Annotated in this window: 19 protein-coding genes; 7 read left to right on the top strand and 12 right to left on the bottom strand. The window is 72.3% G+C overall.

Annotation, left to right across the window (positions count from 1 at the left end; translation table 11 throughout):
• Positions 1 to 59 precede the first annotated feature (59 nt).
• The 5 genes from ABD875_RS16395 to ABD875_RS16415 form a co-directional block, all read right to left on the bottom strand.
• Positions 60 to 1,286 carry an HNH endonuclease signature motif containing protein gene (locus tag ABD875_RS16395; protein WP_345180009.1) on the bottom strand — a complete coding sequence of 409 codons (1,227 nt, stop codon included), beginning with the start codon at positions 1,284 to 1,286 and terminating at the stop codon, positions 60 to 62.
• 105 nt (positions 1,287 to 1,391) lie between these two features.
• Positions 1,392 to 2,060, bottom strand: a complete 669-nt coding sequence (locus ABD875_RS16400; RefSeq protein WP_345180013.1) for a PH domain-containing protein — start codon at positions 2,058 to 2,060, stop codon at positions 1,392 to 1,394.
• Positions 2,054 to 2,176 carry a hypothetical protein gene (locus ABD875_RS16405; protein WP_345180016.1) on the bottom strand — a complete coding sequence of 41 codons (123 nt, stop codon included), beginning with the start codon at positions 2,174 to 2,176 and terminating at the stop codon, positions 2,054 to 2,056. The genes ABD875_RS16400 and ABD875_RS16405 overlap by 7 nt, the downstream gene beginning before the upstream one ends.
• Positions 2,164 to 2,550: a VOC family protein gene (locus tag ABD875_RS16410; protein ID WP_345180020.1), complete on the bottom strand. Its 387-nt coding sequence runs from the start codon at positions 2,548 to 2,550 to the stop codon at positions 2,164 to 2,166. Before ABD875_RS16410 ends, ABD875_RS16405 begins: the two co-directional genes overlap by 13 nt.
• Positions 2,547 to 3,305, bottom strand: coding sequence for a trans-aconitate 2-methyltransferase (locus tag ABD875_RS16415; protein WP_345180023.1), 759 nt, complete (start codon positions 3,303 to 3,305; stop codon positions 2,547 to 2,549). The genes ABD875_RS16410 and ABD875_RS16415 overlap by 4 nt, the downstream gene beginning before the upstream one ends.
• A gap of 67 nt (positions 3,306 to 3,372) precedes the next feature.
• On the opposite strand from ABD875_RS16415, the gene ABD875_RS16420 reads away from it, so the two are divergent.
• Positions 3,373 to 3,861 (top strand): MarR family winged helix-turn-helix transcriptional regulator, encoded by a 489-nt coding sequence (locus ABD875_RS16420; RefSeq protein ID WP_345180026.1) that lies wholly within the window; start codon positions 3,373 to 3,375, stop codon positions 3,859 to 3,861.
• Here ABD875_RS16420 and ABD875_RS16425 read toward each other — a convergent pair.
• Genes ABD875_RS16425 through ABD875_RS16440 form a run of 4 tightly spaced genes read right to left on the bottom strand, consistent with a single transcriptional unit; the run spans position 3,858 to position 8,578 of the window.
• On the bottom strand, positions 3,858 to 5,645 hold the full coding sequence (locus tag ABD875_RS16425) for an ABC-F family ATP-binding cassette domain-containing protein (protein WP_345180029.1): 1,788 nt from the start codon (positions 5,643 to 5,645) through the stop codon (positions 3,858 to 3,860). The two genes, ABD875_RS16420 and ABD875_RS16425, sit on opposite strands and share 4 nt — an antisense overlap.
• Positions 5,638 to 6,546: a 4-(cytidine 5'-diphospho)-2-C-methyl-D-erythritol kinase gene (locus ABD875_RS16430; RefSeq protein WP_345180032.1), complete on the bottom strand. Its 909-nt coding sequence runs from the start codon at positions 6,544 to 6,546 to the stop codon at positions 5,638 to 5,640. Before ABD875_RS16430 ends, ABD875_RS16425 begins: the two co-directional genes overlap by 8 nt.
• A complete protein-coding gene (gene rsmA, locus ABD875_RS16435; protein ID WP_345180036.1) occupies positions 6,534 to 7,397 on the bottom strand; it encodes a 16S rRNA (adenine(1518)-N(6)/adenine(1519)-N(6))-dimethyltransferase RsmA in 864 nt (287 codons plus the stop codon). The genes ABD875_RS16430 and rsmA overlap by 13 nt, the downstream gene beginning before the upstream one ends.
• 17 nt (positions 7,398 to 7,414) lie before the next feature.
• Positions 7,415 to 8,578 (bottom strand): resuscitation-promoting factor, encoded by a 1,164-nt coding sequence (locus ABD875_RS16440; RefSeq protein WP_345180040.1) that lies wholly within the window; start codon positions 8,576 to 8,578, stop codon positions 7,415 to 7,417.
• Positions 8,579 to 8,811: 233 nt separating this feature from the next.
• Here ABD875_RS16440 and ABD875_RS16445 point away from each other — a divergent pair, with 233 nt between their 5' ends.
• Positions 8,812 to 10,017 (top strand): alpha/beta hydrolase domain-containing protein, encoded by a 1,206-nt coding sequence (locus ABD875_RS16445; protein WP_345180044.1) that lies wholly within the window; start codon positions 8,812 to 8,814, stop codon positions 10,015 to 10,017.
• 89 nt (positions 10,018 to 10,106) lie between these two features.
• Here ABD875_RS16445 and ABD875_RS16450 read toward each other — a convergent pair whose 3' ends face one another.
• Genes ABD875_RS16450 through rsmI form a run of 3 tightly spaced genes read right to left on the bottom strand, consistent with a single transcriptional unit; the run spans position 10,107 to position 12,617 of the window.
• Entirely contained in the window at positions 10,107 to 10,934 is an 828-nt protein-coding gene (locus ABD875_RS16450) for a TatD family hydrolase (RefSeq protein ID WP_345180047.1), read from the bottom strand.
• Positions 10,931 to 11,767, bottom strand: a complete 837-nt coding sequence (locus ABD875_RS16455; protein ID WP_345180050.1) for an alpha/beta fold hydrolase — start codon at positions 11,765 to 11,767, stop codon at positions 10,931 to 10,933. The genes ABD875_RS16450 and ABD875_RS16455 overlap by 4 nt, the downstream gene beginning before the upstream one ends.
• A gap of 1 nt (position 11,768) precedes the next feature.
• Entirely contained in the window at positions 11,769 to 12,617 is an 849-nt protein-coding gene (gene rsmI, locus ABD875_RS16460; RefSeq protein ID WP_345180054.1) for a 16S rRNA (cytidine(1402)-2'-O)-methyltransferase, read from the bottom strand.
• A 32-nt stretch (positions 12,618 to 12,649) separates the two neighbouring features.
• On the opposite strand from rsmI, the gene ABD875_RS16465 reads away from it, so the two are divergent.
• The 5 genes from ABD875_RS16465 (at position 12,650) to ABD875_RS16485 (ending at position 18,045) form a co-directional block, all read left to right on the top strand.
• Positions 12,650 to 14,377: a dolichyl-phosphate-mannose--protein mannosyltransferase gene (locus ABD875_RS16465; protein WP_345180057.1), complete on the top strand. Its 1,728-nt coding sequence runs from the start codon at positions 12,650 to 12,652 to the stop codon at positions 14,375 to 14,377.
• Between the two features lie 12 nt (positions 14,378 to 14,389).
• Complete coding sequence (locus ABD875_RS16470) at positions 14,390 to 14,788, top strand: PPOX class F420-dependent oxidoreductase (RefSeq protein WP_345180060.1); 399 nt, start codon at positions 14,390 to 14,392, stop codon at positions 14,786 to 14,788.
• A 49-nt stretch (positions 14,789 to 14,837) separates the two neighbouring features.
• Positions 14,838 to 15,101, top strand: coding sequence for a DUF3263 domain-containing protein (locus ABD875_RS16475; RefSeq protein ID WP_345180062.1), 264 nt, complete (start codon positions 14,838 to 14,840; stop codon positions 15,099 to 15,101).
• Between the two features lie 98 nt (positions 15,102 to 15,199).
• A complete protein-coding gene (locus ABD875_RS16480) occupies positions 15,200 to 16,375 on the top strand; it encodes a ScyD/ScyE family protein (protein ID WP_345180065.1) in 1,176 nt (391 codons plus the stop codon).
• 104 nt (positions 16,376 to 16,479) lie between these two features.
• The gene (locus tag ABD875_RS16485) at positions 16,480 to 18,045 is read left to right on the top strand and encodes a peptide chain release factor 3 (protein WP_345180069.1); all 1,566 of its coding nucleotides are present in this window, start codon (positions 16,480 to 16,482) and stop codon (positions 18,043 to 18,045) included.
• Positions 18,046 to 18,052: the final 7 nt, after the last annotated feature.

An 18,052-nucleotide genomic window follows, 5' to 3' on the forward strand; every position in this document is an offset into this window, starting at 1 on the left:
TCGCGGCCCGGAGTTCAGAGAACCGCTCATCGGCAGATGAGCGCGCTTCGGTCCCGTGGCTATTGGCGTCGGTGGAAGGTGACGTCGCCGTTGGGCTGGTAGCTGGTCGCGTAGCTGGCGTCGTGGGCCTTCATGTGGTGCCAGTGGCAGAGCGTGACGCCGTCTACGACGTTGGTGTCGCCGCCCTTGGCCCACTCGACCTTGTGGTGGGCGTGGAGCCCATGGGTGCGGTCGCAGCCTGCTGCCCGGCAGCCGCGGTCGCGGGCGAGCATCGCGTAGCGCTGGTGGCGGGTGTGGAGGCGTCGTCCGCGGCCGATGTCGAGCGGCTCGGAGTCGCCGCTCAGGACGACGGGGACGATCTCGCCCTGGCAGGCGAGCCGACGGGCCAGGGCGGGGCTGATCCTCTCGCCGGTGTCCAGGATGCCCGCCTTCTCGACGCGCCCCATGAGTGAGTCTTCGTCGATGAGGACCAGCAGCGTCGCGGGCAGCCCACCGGACTCGGGCAGGTTCTTGGCGGGGATGCGCAGGATCAGCTCCTTGAACGCCTGCCCCATGGACTCCGGCGTGGACAGCCGCTCGGCGCCGGTGGCAGCCAGGTGCTTGGGCGCGGCGAACGCCAGCAGCATCTTGCGGAGCGCTGCACCCTCGAGCGTCGGCAACGTGAACCGGCCGTGGGTCTTGCCGTGCCCGTCGTCGTACATCGTCAGATGGCACGACCGGTCCGCGGCCCGTTCCTCTGCTTCGAGGATCGCGGCTTCGCGGGCGTCGGCCTCGTCGGGGGCGATGACCTCGAACAGGTGCTTGCCCAACGTTCGCAGCGCTTTCGCGTCGTGATGCTGGGCCTCGGCCAGGAGATGCGCTTCCGCTCGGCCGGTGTCCACGTCGCCAGGGAGCTGGTCGACCGCCTCGATGATCACCCGGGCCTGGTCGAGCAGCACGTCACCGTGGGCGAGGGCGTCGCGGGTCTGCGGGTGGACCTCGAGCGTGTGGCCCAGCTTCACCACGCCGTGCGCCGCCGGCCGGGTGGTCTTGGTGGCGTGCGCCAACCAGCTCGCGGCGTCCGATGCGCCGACCTCCTGGCCGACGTGCAGGTCGTCGGCGTGCGCGGCGACCCGGGCTTTGAGCTCCGCCACCTCGGCCTCGTGCCGGGTCAGCTCGACCAACGTCGCGGCGGTCTCGGCAGCGTCCATCGACCACACCGACGCGTCCGCCACAGCATCGGCCGCGGCCCGCATCTGTGCGGTCGCGACCGACACCCGGTGTCGCCGTGTGGTCTGCGCTGTCATGGTTCAACCCAAGCACTGACCACCGACACTCAGGGGCCCAGAACCCCTTGTTTTGTTGGGGTGTGGACAATTTTCTGAGGTTTTGCCTTGCGGGCCGGGCAGCGTTCAGCGACGTGCGCGAGCACGGATCTCGTCGAGCATCTGCTCGGACGGAACCGTGAACGCTGCCGCCGGAACGACGAAGCTGCCGTCCTTCATCTCCACCCGGACTCCTGCCGGGCCGCGGCGCTGGATCTCGACCCGTCGGACCTGGCCCCAGGCTGCGTGGACCGAGGTCCGATAGCCGCGGTAGGTGATGCCGTCGCCAGCGAGCGTCAGCCGCCACCGGTACAGGCGGCCGCGGGCCAGCCGGACGAGGTCCGGAACCGTGCCGAGCGCTGCGAGAACCGCGATCAGGGTCATCCCCGGAGACTCGTTCTCGTCGAAGTCGGTGACCGCGACCCAGGCGTAGATGCCGCAGGCCACCAGCAGTCCGCCCCACGACACCAACAGACCCACCGACGCGAGCACCGGCGAGTCGATCACGACGGTTCCGTCCGCACGGGTGTCGAGGGCGGCCCGACGGGGGCGGCGCCTGGTCAGCGTCGAGCAGGCGGCCACCAGGCATCCACCGGTCGCGACAGCGAGCGCCAGCGACGCGGTCGCCATCGCACCCGAGAACCCGAGCCCGAGCCCGGCGAACAGCAGTGTGAGGATGCTCAGGAACGCCACGACGGTCGCGGTCCACCACGGCGGAATCAGCCGGACCTGCCGGGCCTCGGGTTCGTTCACCATGGCGTCGCCGAGTCCCACGCGTCGCTGGCGACCCGGGACCGGCGCCCGAACTCGGTCGCCGCGGAGCGGTAGCCGTCGGCGGCGTTGCGGAGCGCGAGTCCCGTCACGCCGAACACGGCACCACGCTGACGGGGACGTAGCCGAGCACCTCGACCCGATTCCCGTGGCCGTCGAACGTGTGGAACCGCTCGAACCCGGGGAACGTGTGCCGCTCGGTCCAGTCGACCTCGAAGCCGAGCCCGGCCAACCGGGCACCGACCGCGTCGAGGTCGTCGACCACCAGGGCCGGGTGCGCCTTGCGGGCCGGCGCGAACGGCTCCTCGACGCCGACATGGACCTCGGCGGACCCGGCGCGGAACCAACAGCCACCCCGGCCGGCGAGCGCCTCGGGCTTGGCGACCTCGGTCATGCCGAGGCCTTCACCGTAGAAGCGCCGGGCCGCGTCCTCACCACCGCGGGGGCAGGCGACCTGCACGTGGTGGAGCCTCATGCCGGGACCTGGGCGACCGCGAAGACCCGGCGGAACGGCAGCACGACACCGTGCTCCCGCTCGGGGTAGGCCGCGGCGAGCCGGCGCTTGAACTCCGCCTCGAATTCCGAGCGGAGACCGTCGGGCAGCGCCTGCAGGGTCGGGCGAGCGCCGGTGCCGGACACCCACGTGAAGACGGGGTCGGGCCCGGTGAGGACGTGGAGGTACGTCGTCTCCCACGCGTCGACCGCGCAGCCCAGCGCGGCGAGCGCGTCGAGGTAGACCGCCGGGTCGTGGCTGCTCGGGACGGCGACGTCCTGCGTGTGCGCGGCGTACGGCTCCTCCGCGGCGAGCTCGGCGCGGATCGTGTGGCTCGGCTCGGCGAAGTTGCCCGGCACCTGGAAGGCGAACCAGCCTCCCGGTGTCACCTGCGCGACCAGGCGGCGCAGCAGGTCGAGGTGGTCGGGGACCCACTGGAGGGTGGCGTTCGAGACCAGGACGTCGGCCTGGCCCGTCCACGTGCGGAGGTCGGCGACGTCGAACCTGATCCTGGTGTCGGTGGCCGCGGCGATCATGGCGGGACTCGAGTCGAGGCCGACCACGGCAGCACCGGGCCAACGGTCGGCCAGGAGGGAGGTGAGGTTGCCGGGACCACAGCCAAGGTCGACGACCGTGCGTGGATCGGCGGCACCGATCCGGGCCAGCAGCTCGACGAACGGGCGGCCGCGCTCGTCGGCGTAGGTGAGGTAGCGGTCCGGGTCCCAGGTGTGCGCCATGGGCTCATCGTGCGCCTACATTTATCTTGATGTCAAGATTCTCGACGCATCCGCTAGGCTCCCTGCCATGCGGGACGAGGTCGACGAGCTGGTCGAGGCGTGGGCGCGTGAGCGCCCGGACCTCGACCTGGCACCGGTGGAGGTCTTCAGCCGGATCAGCCGGCTGGGGCGGCACCTCGACCTGGCCCGCCGCGACGCGTTCACCGCGGCCAGGGTCGAGTCGTGGGAGTTCGACGTGCTCGCCGCGCTGCGTCGCGCGGGGGCGCCGTACGAGCTGTCGCCGGGGCGGCTGCTGCGCGAGACGCTGGTGACCAGCGGCACCATGACCAACCGGGTCGACCGGCTGGCCGCCCGCGGGCTGGTCGAGCGGCTGCCCGACCCGCACGACCGCCGTGGCGTGCTGGTCCGGCTGACGCCGGACGGGCGCGCGACCGTCGACGACGCCTTCGAGGCGCTGCTCGAGGCCGAGCGCACCTTCCTCGCCGGGCTGCCGGAGAAGGACCAGGCGCGGCTGGCCGCGCTGCTGCGGACCCTGCTGTCGCCGTTCGCTGACTAGTCGAGGAGCTCGGACGCCTCGAGCCACTCCAGCTCGAGCTCGTCCTTCTCGTCGGCCAGGACGCCGAGCCGGGCGCTGATCTCGGCGAGCTTCTCGTAGTCCTGCGCGTGCTCGAGCACCTCGGCGTTGAGCGCCGCCTCCTGCTCGGCGATCTTCTCCAGGCGCTTGTCGATGCGCGCGATCGCCTTGCGGGCCGCGCGCTCCTCGGCGCTGCCCGGCTTCGCCTTCGTGGGTACGGCGGACGCCGGCTCGGCCTGCACCGCAGCGGGAGTGGCGTCGTGGTGCAGCTGCGCGGCGCGGCGCTCGAGGTACTCGTCGACGCCGCGCGGCAGCATCGAGATCTGCCCGTCACCGAGCAGCGCCCAGACCGAGTCGGTGACCCGCTCGAGGAAGTACCGGTCGTGCGACACCACGATCAGCGTGCCCGGCCAGCCGTCGAGGAAGTCCTCGAGGACGTTGAGGGTCTCGATGTCGAGGTCGTTGGTCGGCTCGTCGAGCAGCAGCACGTTCGGCTCGTCGAGCAGCAGGGTCAGCAGCTGGAACCGCCGGCGCTCGCCACCTGAGAGGTCACCGATGCGCGCGGTGAGCTTGTCGCCGGTGAACCCGAACCGCTCCAGCATCGAGGTCGCGGTGATCTCACCGTCCGCGGTGCGGGTCACCCGGCGGATCGACTCGACCGTCGGCAGCACCCGGCCGTCGGGGTCGACGTCGTCGAGCTGCTGGCTGAGGTGCCGCAGCGCCACCGTGCGGCCGCGCTTGACCTTGCCCGCCGCGGGCGCGAGGTCGCCGGAGATGAGGTTCAGCACCGAGCTCTTGCCGGCGCCGTTCACCCCCACGATGCCGACCCGGTCGCCAGGACCGAGCCGCCAGGTGGCGTGGGCGAGCAGGGTGCGCTCACCGCGGACCAGGTCGACGTCCTCGATGTCGATGACGTCCTTGCCGAGCCGCTGCGTCGCGAACCGCTGCAGCTCGAGCCGGTCGCGCGGCGGCGGCACGTCCTCGATCAGCGCGTTCGCGGCGTCGATGCGGAACTTCGGCTTCGACGTGCGAGCCGGCGGCCCGCGGCGCAGCCAGGCCAGCTCCTTGCGGGCGAGGTTCTGGCGGCGGACCTCGGAGGCCGAGGCCTGCCGCTGCCGCTCGGCCTTGGCCAGCACGAACGCGGCGTACCCGCCCTCGTACGCGTCGACGACCCCGTCGTGGACCTCCCACGTCCACTGGCAGACCTCGTCGAGGAACCAGCGGTCGTGGGTGACGACGACCATCGCGGACGGTCGCTGCACCAGGTGCCGGGCGAGCCAGGCGACCGCCTCGACGTCGAGGTGGTTGGTGGGCTCGTCGAGCACGATCAGGTCGTGGTCGCCGAGCAGCAGCGCGGCCAGCGAGCAGCGCCGCCGCTCGCCGCCGGAGAGGCCGAGCACCGGCCGGTCCAGCGCGATGCCGACGAGCAGCTCCTCGACGATCTCGCGCATCCGCACGTCCGCGGCCCACTCGTGGTCGGCGCGGCCGCCGAGCACGGCCTCGCGGACGCTGTGGGTGTCCTCGAGCTCGTCGCCCTGGTGGAGGTAGCCGATCAGCAGCCCGCGCTGCTGCGAGACCCGGCCGCTGTCGGGCTCCTCGAGCCCGGTCATCACCTCGAGCAGCGTGGTCTTGCCGTCGCCGTTGCGGCCGACGATGCCGATCCGCTCGCCGGCCCCGATCCCGAGGGACACATCGGTGAGGAGCGGGCGCACGCCGTACGACTTCGAGACCTTCTCGAGGTTCAGCAGGTTGGGGGCGCTAGGCATACGACACCAGGTGCGAGCCCGCGACCGGGCCGTTGGCGGCGAGCACGACGGGGTGGCCGGCGTTCGAGAGGGTGGCGGCCAGGTCGCGGGCGTGGTCGGCGGAGCCGCACAGGAACACGCAGGTCGGGCCGGAGCCGGACACGATGCCGCGCAGCGCACCGGCGCCCTCCCCCTGCTCGATGAGCTTGCCGAGCTCGGGCCGCAGGTCGATCGCCGCGGCCTCCAGGTCGTTGTGCAGCGCGTCGGCGAGCGCCCACGCGTCACCGTCGGCGATCGCCTGCAGCAGCGCATCGGCCGGGACCGGCTCGGACGGAGCGTCCGGGAACATCTTGTCGAAGTGCCGGTACACCTCCGGCGTGGACAGTCCCACCTCGGACGGGACGACGACCCACCACCAGGTGCCACGGTCGTCGACCGGCGTCACCAGCTCGCCCCGCCCCGTGCCGAGCGCGGTGCCGCCGACCAGGGCGAACGGGACGTCGCTGCCGAGCTGCGCGGCGAGCGCGAGCAGGTCGTCGTCGGTGGTGTCCAGCCCCCACAGCCGGTCTAGGGCGACCAGCGCGGCGGCGGCGTCGGCGGAACCGCCGGCCATGCCGCCGGCCATCGGGATGTCCTTGGCGATGTGCACCGCGCCGATCCGCGCGACGCCGTGGTGGGCGGCGAGCAGGTCGGCCGCCCGGTCGACGATGTTCTCGCCGGCCGGGGGTACGGCGTCCGCGCCGATCCAGTCCGGCACGGTCATGCCGAGGCTCCAGCCGTCGGCGGCCCGGGCCGTGACGTCGTCGTACAGGCCGACGGCCTGGTAGACGGTCACGAGCGGGTGGTAGCCGTCCTCGCGGAGCGCGCCGACACCGAGGTGCAGGTTGATCTTGGCCGGCGCGCGGACGGTCAGCTCGTCCATGGCAGCCCCTCGGCGATGCGGGCGAAGTCCTCGACGGTCAGCGACTCGCCGCGGGCCAGCGGGTCGACCCCGGCCGACTCGAGCGCGGCGCCGACGGCCTCGGCGGGCGCCAGCACCTTGAGCGCGCCGCGCAGCGCCTTGCGCCGGTGCGCGAACGCCGCGTCGACGACCGCGAACACCTGCTCGCGGGTGGCGGTGGTCTGCGGCGGCTCGTGGCTGGTCCACGCCACCAGCCCGGAGTCGACGTTGGGGGCGGGCCAGAAGACGTTGCGGCCGATCGCACCGGCGCGGCGTACGTCGGCGTACCAGGCGGCCTTGACCGACGGCACGCCGTACACCTTGGAGCCCGGCGCGGCGGCCAGCCGGTCGGCGACCTCGGACTGCACCATCACCAGCCCGTGCCGCAGCGACGGCAGCAGCGCGAGCAGGTGCAGCAGCACCGGGACGGACACGTTGTACGGCAGGTTCGCGACCAGCGCGGTCGGCGGCGGGCCGGGCACCTCCTCGACCCGCATGGCGTCGGCGAGCACGACCTCGAAGCGGTCCGCCTGCTCTGGGGCGTACGTCGCGATCGTCTCCGGCAGCCGAGCCGCGAGCTTGTCGTCGACCTCGATCGCGACGACCCGGCCGGCGACCTCGAGCAGCGCGAGGGTCAGCGAGCCGAGACCCGGTCCCACCTCGATGACGACGTCGGACTCGGTGACGCCGGACTCGCGGACGATCCGGCGCACGGTGTTGGCGTCGATGACGAAGTTCTGCCCGCGCTGCTTGGTTGGACGGAGATCGAGCTCGGCGGCCAACGAACGAACGTCCGCGGGCCCCAGCAGTCGGGGACCCGCGGACGTCGACATGTCCGAAAGGTTATCGGTCAGCGCGGGAGCCCCAGTGCGGCGGCACAGCCCGGCCAGGCGCCGTACCCGCCGGAAGCGTCGCGCAGCTTGGTCGCGATGGCGATCTGGGTCTCGCGGCTGGCGTTGCTCGGCAGGCCGGTGCCGCCGTACGCCTGCCAGGTGCCGAGGCTGAACTGGAGGCCGCCGTAGTAGCCGTTGCCGGTGTTGATGGCCCAGTTGCCGCCGGACTCGCACTGGGCGAGCGCGTCCCAGACGGTGTTGCCGCCGGCGAAGTTGGCCACGGGCTCCTTGGTGCCGACCTTCACGATCTCGTCGACCGGGGCGTCGAGCACGGTCTGCTTGACGACCTTCTTCACCGCGATCTCACCGTTGCGGTAGACGATCCGGTAGGTGACGTTGCGCAGACCGGTCTCGCCGGACCGCACGACCGAGGACTCGCCCTCGAACATCGAGCCGTCCTCCTGCTCGACGGTGTCGAAGTCCATGACCTCGCGGTCGACCTTCTTGGTGACCACGCGGACGTTGGTGAAGACCAGCTTGTCGCCGTCCTCGAGCGTCGCGGTCGGGGCCGGACGGACCTCGTCGTGCTTGCCGAGCTCCACTCCGAGGTCCTCGAGCGCGTCCTCGACGGTCAGCGCGGTGATGGTGCGCTTGGTCGCCTTGTGGCCGCCGAGCTTCACGGTGAGCGTCTTGGGGGTGACCACGGAGAGGGTCATGCCGCCGCGGTCGATGCTGCCGCCGCGGCTCGCGGAGAGCTCCGCGTTGGCGTACGTGCCGCCGACGTTCGCGAGGGCGTCGGAGACGGTGGTGGCGGTGACCCAGTAGGTCTCGCTCTCCCCGTCCACCACGAGCTCGAAGGGCCGGGCGAACTGGACGGTGATCTTGGTGCCGTCCGCGACCTGCTCGTCGAGGCTCGGCGCGACGACGTCGCGGCTGCTCACCTCGATGCCCTGCGCGTCGAGGACGTCGCCGACGGTCCCGCCGAACGCGGTGACCTCCTGGGACTTCCCGTCGAGGGACAGGGTCACGGTCTTGCTGAGCTTGCTGTAGCCCCACGTGGACCCGGCGACCGCCAGGACGACGACCGCTGCGAGGGCGATCACGAGGGTGCGGCTGCGGGAAGCGCGGCTCAAGGCGCGGGCGAGCTTGTTCTGCTCGTGGCCCTGGTCGTTGCTGGGCACAGTTCTCCGAACGTCGTACGTCCCGGTCCTCGGGTGCCAGCGCGTCCGAACGTCGTTCTCGTGCTGTTCGGGGGTGGAGCAGTGGGGCCCTCATACGGCCACCTGCACTGGTCAGATTCGTTCCCGATCCCGGCCATCAGTCATCCAGACCACCAGCCTTCGGGGTCGAATGCAAACCAAACGTGTCATATTTCCGGCCGACGTGAGGAGGGTCTCGTGAGTAAAGTTCCCTCGTGCCCGAGGCCCCGAGCGCCACATTCACCGCGCTGACCAGCGGAAACGGCGTCTCGCTGATGTCGGCGAATCCCGGTCCAGACCTCGGTGCCCACGGGTACGACGAGACCGAGCTCCGCGCGGCCGGGACGGCGAGCTCGTACGCCGAGCCCGCGACGGCGCCGTACGCGACCCGGGTCGTCGTCCGGCGCCCGACCGCGGGCTTCAGCGGCACCCTCGTGACCGAGTGGCTCAACGTCAGCAGCGGCTCGGACGCGGCGCCGGACTGGACCTACCTGGCGGAGGAGATCGTGCGCCGCGGCCACGCCTGGGCGGGCGTCTCCGCGCAGCGGACCGGCGTCGAGGGCGGCGCGGCGCGGGTCGCGACCGGCCTCGGGCCGGGTGGCCTGAAGGTCCAGGACCCGCAGCGGTACGGCGACCTCACGCACCCCGGCGACCGGTACTCCTTCGACATCTTCACGCAGGTCGCCCGCGGCCTGGCCGCGGAGGTGGGCGCGGACTGCGTGCTGGCGATCGGTGAGTCGCAGTCGGCGGCTGCGCTGACGACGTACCTGAACGTCCTGGGCGCCTCGCTCTTCGACGGCTTCCTCGTGCACAGCCGGCCGGGTGGGGCGCTGCACACCGACGAGCCGACCCTGGTCCCCGACGTCGGCGTGCCGGTGATCGTGGTGCAGACCGAGGGCGACCTGTTCGGCCGGCTCGACTTCCTGCCGGCGCGGCAGCCGGACGCGGAGCGGTTCCGGCTCTGGGAGGTCGCCGGTGCCGCGCACGCGGACCTGTTCCAGATCGGCGAGCTCGAGTCGTTCCTCGGCTGCCCGGACCCGGTCAACCGCGGCCAGCAGGCCTACGTCGTCCGCGCCGCGCTGCGCTGGCTCGAGGGCTGGGCGCGCGGCGGACCCGCCGCGCCGTCGGCGCCGCGTCTCACGGTGACCGGCGACGACTTCGAGCGCGACCCGCACGGCAACGTGCTCGGCGGCGTGCGGACCCCGGCCGTGGACGCACCGGCGGACGTGCTGTCCGGGTACGCCGCACCCGGGGCGTCACCGATCTGTGCGCTGTTCGGCCGCACGCTCGCGCTGGCGGCGCCGGCGTACGGCTCGCGCGAGGAGTACCTCGCGGCGTACACCGCGGCCACCGATGCCGCGATCGCCGCCGGCTTCGTCCTGCCCGAGGACCGCGACGCCGTGCTCGCCGAGGCGCGCTAGCCCGGACTTCTCAGGCAGTTCTGTCACTTCTCAGGGGTTGCAACGCCCAGGAAGTGACGGATTCCCCGGTGCACCGGGGAATCCGACACTCACCCCCACGCCCCACCGAACGCCGCCTCGGTGTTCGCGTCCACCGCGGCACACAGCTCACCCAGGTCGTCACCACGAACGGACGCCATCAGCCGCATCGTGAGCGGGACCAGGTACGACGCGTTGGTGCGGCCGCGGTGCGGCATCGGCGTGAGGTACGGCGCGTCGGTCTCGACGAGCACCCGGTCGCGTGGCGTCACCGCGAGCGCCTCCCGGAGAGGCTCGGCGTTCTTGAACGTCACGGTGCCGGCGAACGACAGGTAGGCGCCGCGGTCGAGGCAGCGCCGCGCGAACGCCGCGTCGCCCGAGAAGCAGTGCATCACCCAGCGCTCGGGCGCGCCTTCGGAGTCGAGCACCGCGAGCACGTCGTCGTGGGCGTCGCGGTCGTGGATGACCAGGGTCTTGTCGAGCCGCTTCGCGAGGTCGATGTGCCGGCGGAACGACTCGACCTGCACCGCGCGCCCCTCCTCGGCGGTGCGGAAGTGGTCGAGGCCGGTCTCCCCCACCGCGCGCACCTTGTCGTGCGCCGACGCGAGCGCCTCGATCTCGGCCATGGCGTCGTCGAGCGACGGCAGCCGCGGGGCCTCGTTGGGGTGCAGCGCGACCCCGGCCACCAGGGCGTCGTACGTCGCCGCCGCCTCGACGGCCCAGCGCGCGCCGCCCAGGTCGCAGCCGATCTGGACGATCCGGGTCACGCCGACCGCGGCGGCAGCCGCGAGCGCCTCCTCGACCGGCAGCGCGGCCTCGTCGCCCCGCGCGATGTCGAGGTGGCAGTGGTTGTCGACGACCGGGTGCGGCAGCGGCTCCGGCGCCTCGGGACGGCTCATGCGGTGATCCTCTCGAGGATCACCTCGGCCAGCGCCGCCGGCGCCTGGGTGGGGATCCAGTGGGTGACGCCCTCGAGCACGACGAGCTCGTACGGCGCGTCCACCCAGTCCTCGGTCCGGTCGGCCCCGCGGCGGGCGAGCGCGACGTCGTGGTCGCTCCAGACGTGGGTCGTGGGCACGCGGACCTTCTGACCGGTGGCGCCCGGGTCGAGGAACGGGATCGCGCGGTACCAGTTCAGGGCGTACGGCAGCGCGCCGTCCTCGACGATCTCGGCGCGGAACCGCTCGACGTCGGGGCCGGTCATCCCTCCGCGCAGCAGGGCGCGCTCGAACTGGCCGCCCGGGCGGTGCGCGGCCCACTCCGGCAGCCACGGGAGCTGGAACAGTCCCATGTACCAGGACTTCGCGAGCTGGCTGGAGCTCAGCATGGCCTCGACGAACGCCGCCGGGTGCGGCACCGAGACCGCGGTCAGGGTGCGGACCAGGTCGGGCCGCAGCGCGGCCACGGACCACGCGACGCTGGCGCCCCAGTCGTGGCCGACGAGGTGCACGGGCCCGCCGACCCGCTCGACGAGCGCGACCACGTCACCGACCAGGCGCCGGAGGGTGTAGTCGCGTCGCCGGCTCGGCCGCGCGCCGCGCGAGTAGCCGCGCTGGTCCGGCGCGAGGGTCCGGAACCCGGCGGCGTGCAGCAGCGGCGCGACGTGCCGCCAGCTGCTCGACCGCTCGGGGAATCCGTGCAGCAGCACCACGGGTGGGCCGTCGGACGGCCCCTCGTCGAGGACGTCGAACGTCAGGCCGTCGTTGGTGAACTGGGTGATCGGGTGGCTCATGTCAGCTCGGTGCCCCGTGGACCAGGTTGTAGACCTCCCGTTTCGGCACCCCGGCCCGCCGGGCCACCTCGACGATCGCCTCCTTGCGCGAGACGCCCTCGCCCTCGAGGTCGGCGACGGCGGCGCGCAGGCTGTCGGGGTCCGAGCCGACCTCGGCGGAGGGTGCGGCGCCCGCGACGACGATGGTCACCTCGCCGCGGATGCCGTCGGCGGCCCACGCGGCGAGCTCGGCCAGCGAGCCGCGGCGTACCTCCTCGTGGGTCTTGGTGAGCTCGCGGCACACGGCCGCCGGCCGGTCCCCGCCGAGGGCATCGGCCATCGCGGCCAGCGCGGCCTCGGTGCGGTGCGGCGCCTCGAAGAACACCATCGTCCGCTCCTCCTTCCCGAGGGCCGCGAGCCGGCGTGACCGCTCGCCCGCCTTGCGCGGGAGGAACCCCTCGAAGCAGAACCGGTCGACGGGCAGCCCGCTGACGGCCAGCGCGGTCAGCACCGCGGACGGGCCCGGGACGGCCGTCACCAGCACGTCGTGCTCGACCGCCGCGGCCACCAGCCGGTAGCCGGGGTCGGACACGCTCGGCATGCCGGCGTCGGTGACGAGCAGCACCCGCTCCCCGGCCAGCAGCGCCTCGAGCAGCACCGGCGTGCGGGCGGACTCGTTGCCCTCGAAGTACGACACCACCCGCCCCGTCACGCTCACGCCGAGGTCGGTGGTGAGCCGCTTGAGCCGGCGGGTGTCCTCCGCCGCGACCACGTCGGCCGTCGCGAGCTCCTCGGCCAGCCGGGGCGGGGCGTCCGCGACCCGGCCGATGGGGGTGGCTGCGAGCACGAGCACACCGGCGTCAGGATCCACGGGGCCATCCTGTCAGCCCGTATCCTCGGCCCGTGACGACCGCCGCTCCTCCCGAGCCTCAGCAGGAGCGGGTCACTCTCTCCACGAACGCCGCGGGCCGTCCCGTCCCGTCCGCCTGGGCCCGGGCCCGCGGCCGGATCCGGCTCGAGGACCCCTTCGTCGGCTGGACCGCGAGCATCAGCGTCGCGCTGCTCGCGCTGTTCCTGCGGCTGTGGAAGCTCGGCAAGCCGCACGAGTTCGAGTTCGACGAGACGTACTACGCCAAGGACGCGTGGTCGCTGCTCAACCACGGCTACGTGCGTGGGTACACCGAGAAGGCGAACGACCGCATCCTCGACGGGCAGGTCGACGGCCACTGGACCGACGGCCCGTCGATGATCGTCCACCCCGAGGTCGGCAAGTGGCTGATCGCGCTGGGCGAGAAGACGTTCGGGATGGACCCGTTCGGCTGGCGGATCGCCGCGGCCGTCGTCGGCGCGCTCATGGTGCTGGTGATGTGCCGGTTCGCGCGCCGGATCACCGGGTCCACCGCGCTCGGCATCGTCGCCGGGCTCCTGCTCAGCTTCGACGGGCTGCAGTTCGTGCTGTCGCGGCTCGCGCTGCTCGACATCTTCCTGGCGTTCTTCGTGCTCTGCGGCGTGCACTGCGCGGTCGCCGACCGCGACTGGTACCGCGCGAAGATGGCGCGGCTCGTGCCCGCCCAGATCGAGGACACCTCTGCGTGGGGGCCCGTCCGCGGCCTGCTGTTCCGGCCCTGGCTGCTGGCCTCGGGGCTCTGCTTCGGTCTGGCGCTCGGCACCAAGTGGACCGCGGCGTACCCGCTCGCGGCGTTCGGCCTGCTCGTCTGGTTCTGGTCCGCGGGCGCCCGGCGCTCGTTCGGCGTCCGGGCCGCGACCCTGCGCTCCGCGGTCGTCGACGGGATCCCGGCGTTCGTGCACCTCGTGCTGGTCGCGTTCGTCGTGTACGTCGCCAGCTGGACGGGCTGGCTGGTGCACGCCGACAAGTACGAGGACAGCCTGTCGTCGACCCAGTACACGAAGTTCACCGGCTCCGGCCACTGCGAGGGCGACTCGTTCGTATCCGAGAACCCGGACGAGGACGCGCGCTGGCCGACCGCCACCGAGCCGGACGCCTCCGGCGCGGGCGAGGCCGTGCAGTCGCTGCGGTCGCTCTGGTACTACCACCAGGACCTCTACGCGTTCCACAGCCACTTCCTCAACTGCAGCACGCACACGTATGCCTCGAAGCCCTCGGGCTGGCTGCTGCTCAACCGCCCCGTCGGCGTCGCCGCCGACGTCGACATCCAGCCCGGCACGCAGGGCTGCAACGCCCCCGAGGGCAGCGACTGCCTGCGCCAGGTGCTGCTGCTCGGCAACCCCACCATCTGGTGGGGCGGCATCGCCGCGGTCGCGTTCGCGCTGGTGATGTGGGTCGGCGCGCGGGACTGGCGCTTCGGCGTCGCCGTCGTCGGAGTCGCGTCCACCTGGCTGCCCTGGCTGCTGTACGACGACCGGCCCATCTTCAGCTTCTACGCCGTGCTGACGCTGCCGTTCGTCGTGCTCGCGCTGGTGCTGGCGATGGGCAAGCTGATCGGCGCGTCGACCGCCCCCTCGGGCCGGCGTACCTTCGGCGTGATCCTCTCCGGCACGTTCTTCCTGCTCGCGCTGCTGAACTTCGCGTGGTTCTGGCCCATCTACACCAACCAGCTGCTCACGCACTCCGAGTGGCTGGACCGGGTCTGGTTCTCCCGCTGGATCTGACAGAGTGGCGCCGTGACCTCCTGGCGCCCCGACTGGAACGCATTTCCCCGGCCCCTGCTGGACTTCTGGACCGAGCGGCACCTGTGCACGCTCACCACCCTCCGCGCGGACGGCACGCCGCACGTCGTCCCGGTCGGCGTCGCGCTCGACACGGAGGCCAAGTGCGCGTGGGTGATCACCTTCAGCACCTCGCAGAAGGTCGCCAACCTGACCCACTCGGTGCGGGTGGCGGCGTGTCAGGTCGACGGCGGCCGCTGGTCGACGCTCGAGGGCACGGCGCGCGTGCACAACGACGAGCAGTCGGTACGCCGGGCGATGGACCAGTACGCGCTGCGCTACCGCCAGCCCCAGCCGAACCCGCTGCGGGTCGCCGTACGCATCGAGATCGAGCGGTTCCTCGGCAACGTCTGAGCGCGTGCCGACTTCGCCGAACCCGCCGCTGGATGTCACCCTGGTACCCATGCACGCCGACCACCCCGAGCTCACCGACCTCGATCGGGAGATCCTCGAGTTCGAGCAGGACTGGGTGAGCCACGCCGGCGCCAAGGAGGCCGAGGTCCAGGCGCGGTTCGCGCTCGACCCGACCGGCTACCACCAGCTGCTGAACCGGTTGATCGACAACCCGGCCGCCGAGGCGCACGCCCCGCGCCTGGTCCGGCGGCTGCGCCGGCTGCGCGCCACGCGCCAGGAGCAGCGCAGCGCACGCCGGGCCTCGGCCGGCTGAGCGACCCACCTCCCACGTACCCAGTTTTGGGAATTGCCCGGTGTCGTGTCGCGGGCATAGGCAGAAGGAGACATCTCCAGAGCCTCGGGAGGGGACTCATGACGACACGACGGACGCGCATGATCGGCACGGCCGGAGCTGCGCTCGCGCTCATGCTCACGGCCTGGGCACCCGGACCGGCGGTCGCCGGTCACGGCGGCTGGGACAGTGACTATCCCGGCACGCTGCACCCCGTCCTGGACGGGCTGAGCGGTCCGCGTGGGCTCGACGCCCTCGGACACGGGAAGGCCCTGATCACCGAGGGCGACGGCACGTTCAGCCTCGTCGTCGAGGGCAAGCGCGTCTGGCGCGGTGAGCGCCACGGCTCGTCCGGGTCCACGACGAAGAAGATCCCGCTCGGCCAGATCGAGACCGGGTTCGCCCCGGCGATCTCGGCCGGCCGGGACGGCACGGTCTGGCTCCTGACGGGTGGGGGTGAGCCGACCGACCCGACCGCGGCCCGTCTGTACAAGTGGCGCTGGGGCTGGGACGACCCGGTCGAGGTCGCGAACATCGCGGCGTACCAGGCGTCCGACCCGGACCCCTACGACCTCGAGAACCTCCCGAAGGACAGCAACCCGTTCGGCCTCGCGGCGCTCGCGGACGGCAGCGTGCTGGTGGCGGACGCCGCCGGCAACGACCTCCTGCGCGTGTCGAGGTACGGCGACATCGAGACGGTCGCGCGGTTGATGCCGCGCGAGGTCGTGACCCCGGCCGGTCTGCCCGACGCGGGGAAGACGGTCGCGGCCGAGGCGGTCGCCACCTCGGTGACCGTGGGCAAGGACGGGAACTGGTACGTCGGCGAGCTGCGTGGCTATCCCGCCACCCCCGGGACGTCGCAGATCTGGCGGATCAAGCCGGGCACGACGGACGCGGTGTGCGACCCCGAGCACCCCTGGGGTGACTGCAAGCGGTACGCCGACGGCCTGACCTCGATCGTGGACCTCGGCGCCGGCTACCGCGGGATCTATGCGCTCACGCTGTCGAAGATGAGCTGGCTCGCGGTCGAGAGCCCGACGCCGATCCCGGGCGCCGAGGTCGGCGGCCTGTATGTGGTCAGCAAGAACTACGGCAACCACCACCGTGGCCGCCACGGCGGGACGGCCACGATCACCGAGCTGGTGCCTGGCCAGCTGATCCTGCCCGGCGGTGTCGACGTCGCCGAGAACCCCTACGTCGTCGGCCCGATCTTCCCCGACCCCGAGCTCGGAGGATCGCTGCAGAAGATCGACTGATCGAGGAGCACCCCGTACGGCGAGACCCCGGTACCCGAGTGCCGGGGTCCCGTCCTGCTCTCGCCGAAGCGGTTCCGAGTGCCGACGCCCGGTAGATTCTGCGGGTGTCCGACACCCGTCCCCGCCGTACCTTTGCCGTCATCAGCCACCCGGACGCCGGGAAGTCGACGCTCACCGAGGCCCTCGCGCTGCACGCGCGGGTGATCACCGAGGCCGGCGCCGTGCACGGCAAGGGCGGGCGACGCGCCACCGTCTCCGACTGGATGGAGATGGAGAAGGCGCGCGGGATCTCGATCACGTCGGCCGCGCTGCAGTTCGAGTACGGCGACCACGTGGTCAACCTCGTCGACACCCCGGGCCACAGCGACTTCTCCGAGGACACCTACCGGGTGCTCTCGGCCGTCGACTCAGCCGTGATGCTCGTCGACGCCGGCAAGGGTCTCGAGCCGCAGACGCTCAAGCTGTTCAAGGTCTGCGCGCTGCGCGGCATCCCGGTGATCACGGTCATCAACAAGTGGGACCGGCCGGGCCTGTCCGCGCTGGAGCTGATGGACCTGATCGAGAAGCAGATCAAGCTGCGCCCGACGCCGCTGACCTGGCCGGTCGGCGAGGCCGGCGACTTCCGCGGGGTGCTGGACCGACGTACGGGCGAGTTCGTGAAGTACACCCGCACCGCCGGCGGCGCGACCCGCGCGCCGGAGCGGCGGATGCCGGCCTCCGAGGTCGACGCCGACGACCAGCAGGTCTGGGAGGTGGCGGTCGAGGAGCACGAGCTGCTGACGCTCGACGACGCCGACCACGACCAGGAGCGCTTCCTCGCCGGCGAGACGACGCCGGTGATGTTCGCCTCCGCGCTGCAGAACTTCGGCGTCGCGCAGCTGCTCGAGCTGCTGCTCGACCTGGCGCCCGCGCCGGGTCCCACCGAGGGCGTCGACGGGTCGGTGCGCCAGGTCGACGACGAGTTCAGCGCGTTCGTCTTCAAGGTGCAGTCCGGCATGAACGCCTCGCACCGCGACCGGCTCGCCTACGCGCGCGTGGTCTCCGGCACGTTCGAGCGCGGCATGATCGTCACCCACGCAGCGACCGGACGGCCGTTCGCGACGAAGTACGCGCAGGCGGTCTTCGGCCGGGAGCTGACCTCGATCGACGAGGCCTTCCCCGGCGACATCATCGGCCTGGTCAACGCTCAGGCGCTGCGCGTCGGCGACACGATGTACGTCGGCGACGCGATCGAGTACCCGCCGGTCCCGAGCTTCGCGCCGGAGCACTTCATGACCGCGACCGCCGCGGACATCAGCCGGTACAAGCAGTTCCGCAAGGGCATCGACCAGATCGACCAGGAGGGCGTCGTCCAGGTGCTGCGCTCCGACCTGCGCGGCGACCAGAGCCCGGTGCTCGCAGCCGTCGGGCCGATGCAGTTCGAGGTCGTGCAGGAGCGGATGACCAACGAGTTCAACTCACCGATCCGCCTGTCCCGCTTGGACTACCAGGTCGCGCGGCGTACGAACGCCGAGGGTGCGACAGCCCTGGCCGGCATGCGCGGCGTCGAGGTGCTCGAGCGCTCCGACGGCACGCACCTGGCGCTGTTCGTGGACAACTGGCGCGCGAACGTCACCGCCCGCGACAACCCGGAGATCCTGCTCGAGGCGCTGCCGGCGGGCGGAGCCTGAGCGTCCG

Origin of the sequence: Nocardioides caricicola (assembly GCF_039541135.1) — a bacterium.
GTDB lineage: Bacteria > Actinomycetota > Actinomycetes > Propionibacteriales > Nocardioidaceae > Nocardioides > Nocardioides caricicola.

Excerpts from the sequence above, each read along its gene's own strand:
- ABD875_RS16395 (WP_345180009.1), bottom strand. The coding sequence starts at position 1,286 with ATGACAGCGCAGACCACACGGCGACACCGGGTGTCGGTCGCGACCGCA.
- ABD875_RS16400 (WP_345180013.1), bottom strand. The coding sequence starts at position 2,060 with ATGGTGAACGAACCCGAGGCCCGGCAGGTCCGGCTGATTCCGCCGTGG.
- ABD875_RS16410 (WP_345180020.1), bottom strand. The coding sequence starts at position 2,550 with ATGAGGCTCCACCACGTGCAGGTCGCCTGCCCCCGCGGTGGTGAGGAC.
- ABD875_RS16415 (WP_345180023.1), bottom strand. The coding sequence starts at position 3,305 with ATGGCGCACACCTGGGACCCGGACCGCTACCTCACCTACGCCGACGAG.
- ABD875_RS16420 (WP_345180026.1), top strand. The coding sequence starts at position 3,373 with ATGCGGGACGAGGTCGACGAGCTGGTCGAGGCGTGGGCGCGTGAGCGC.
- ABD875_RS16425 (WP_345180029.1), bottom strand. The coding sequence starts at position 5,645 with ATGCCTAGCGCCCCCAACCTGCTGAACCTCGAGAAGGTCTCGAAGTCG.
- ABD875_RS16430 (WP_345180032.1), bottom strand. The coding sequence starts at position 6,546 with ATGGACGAGCTGACCGTCCGCGCGCCGGCCAAGATCAACCTGCACCTC.
- rsmA (WP_345180036.1), bottom strand. The coding sequence starts at position 7,397 with ATGTCGACGTCCGCGGGTCCCCGACTGCTGGGGCCCGCGGACGTTCGT.
- ABD875_RS16450 (WP_345180047.1), bottom strand. The coding sequence starts at position 10,934 with ATGAGCCGTCCCGAGGCGCCGGAGCCGCTGCCGCACCCGGTCGTCGAC.
- ABD875_RS16455 (WP_345180050.1), bottom strand. The coding sequence starts at position 11,767 with ATGAGCCACCCGATCACCCAGTTCACCAACGACGGCCTGACGTTCGAC.
- ABD875_RS16475 (WP_345180062.1), top strand. The coding sequence starts at position 14,838 with ATGCACGCCGACCACCCCGAGCTCACCGACCTCGATCGGGAGATCCTC.
- ABD875_RS16480 (WP_345180065.1), top strand. The coding sequence starts at position 15,200 with ATGACGACACGACGGACGCGCATGATCGGCACGGCCGGAGCTGCGCTC.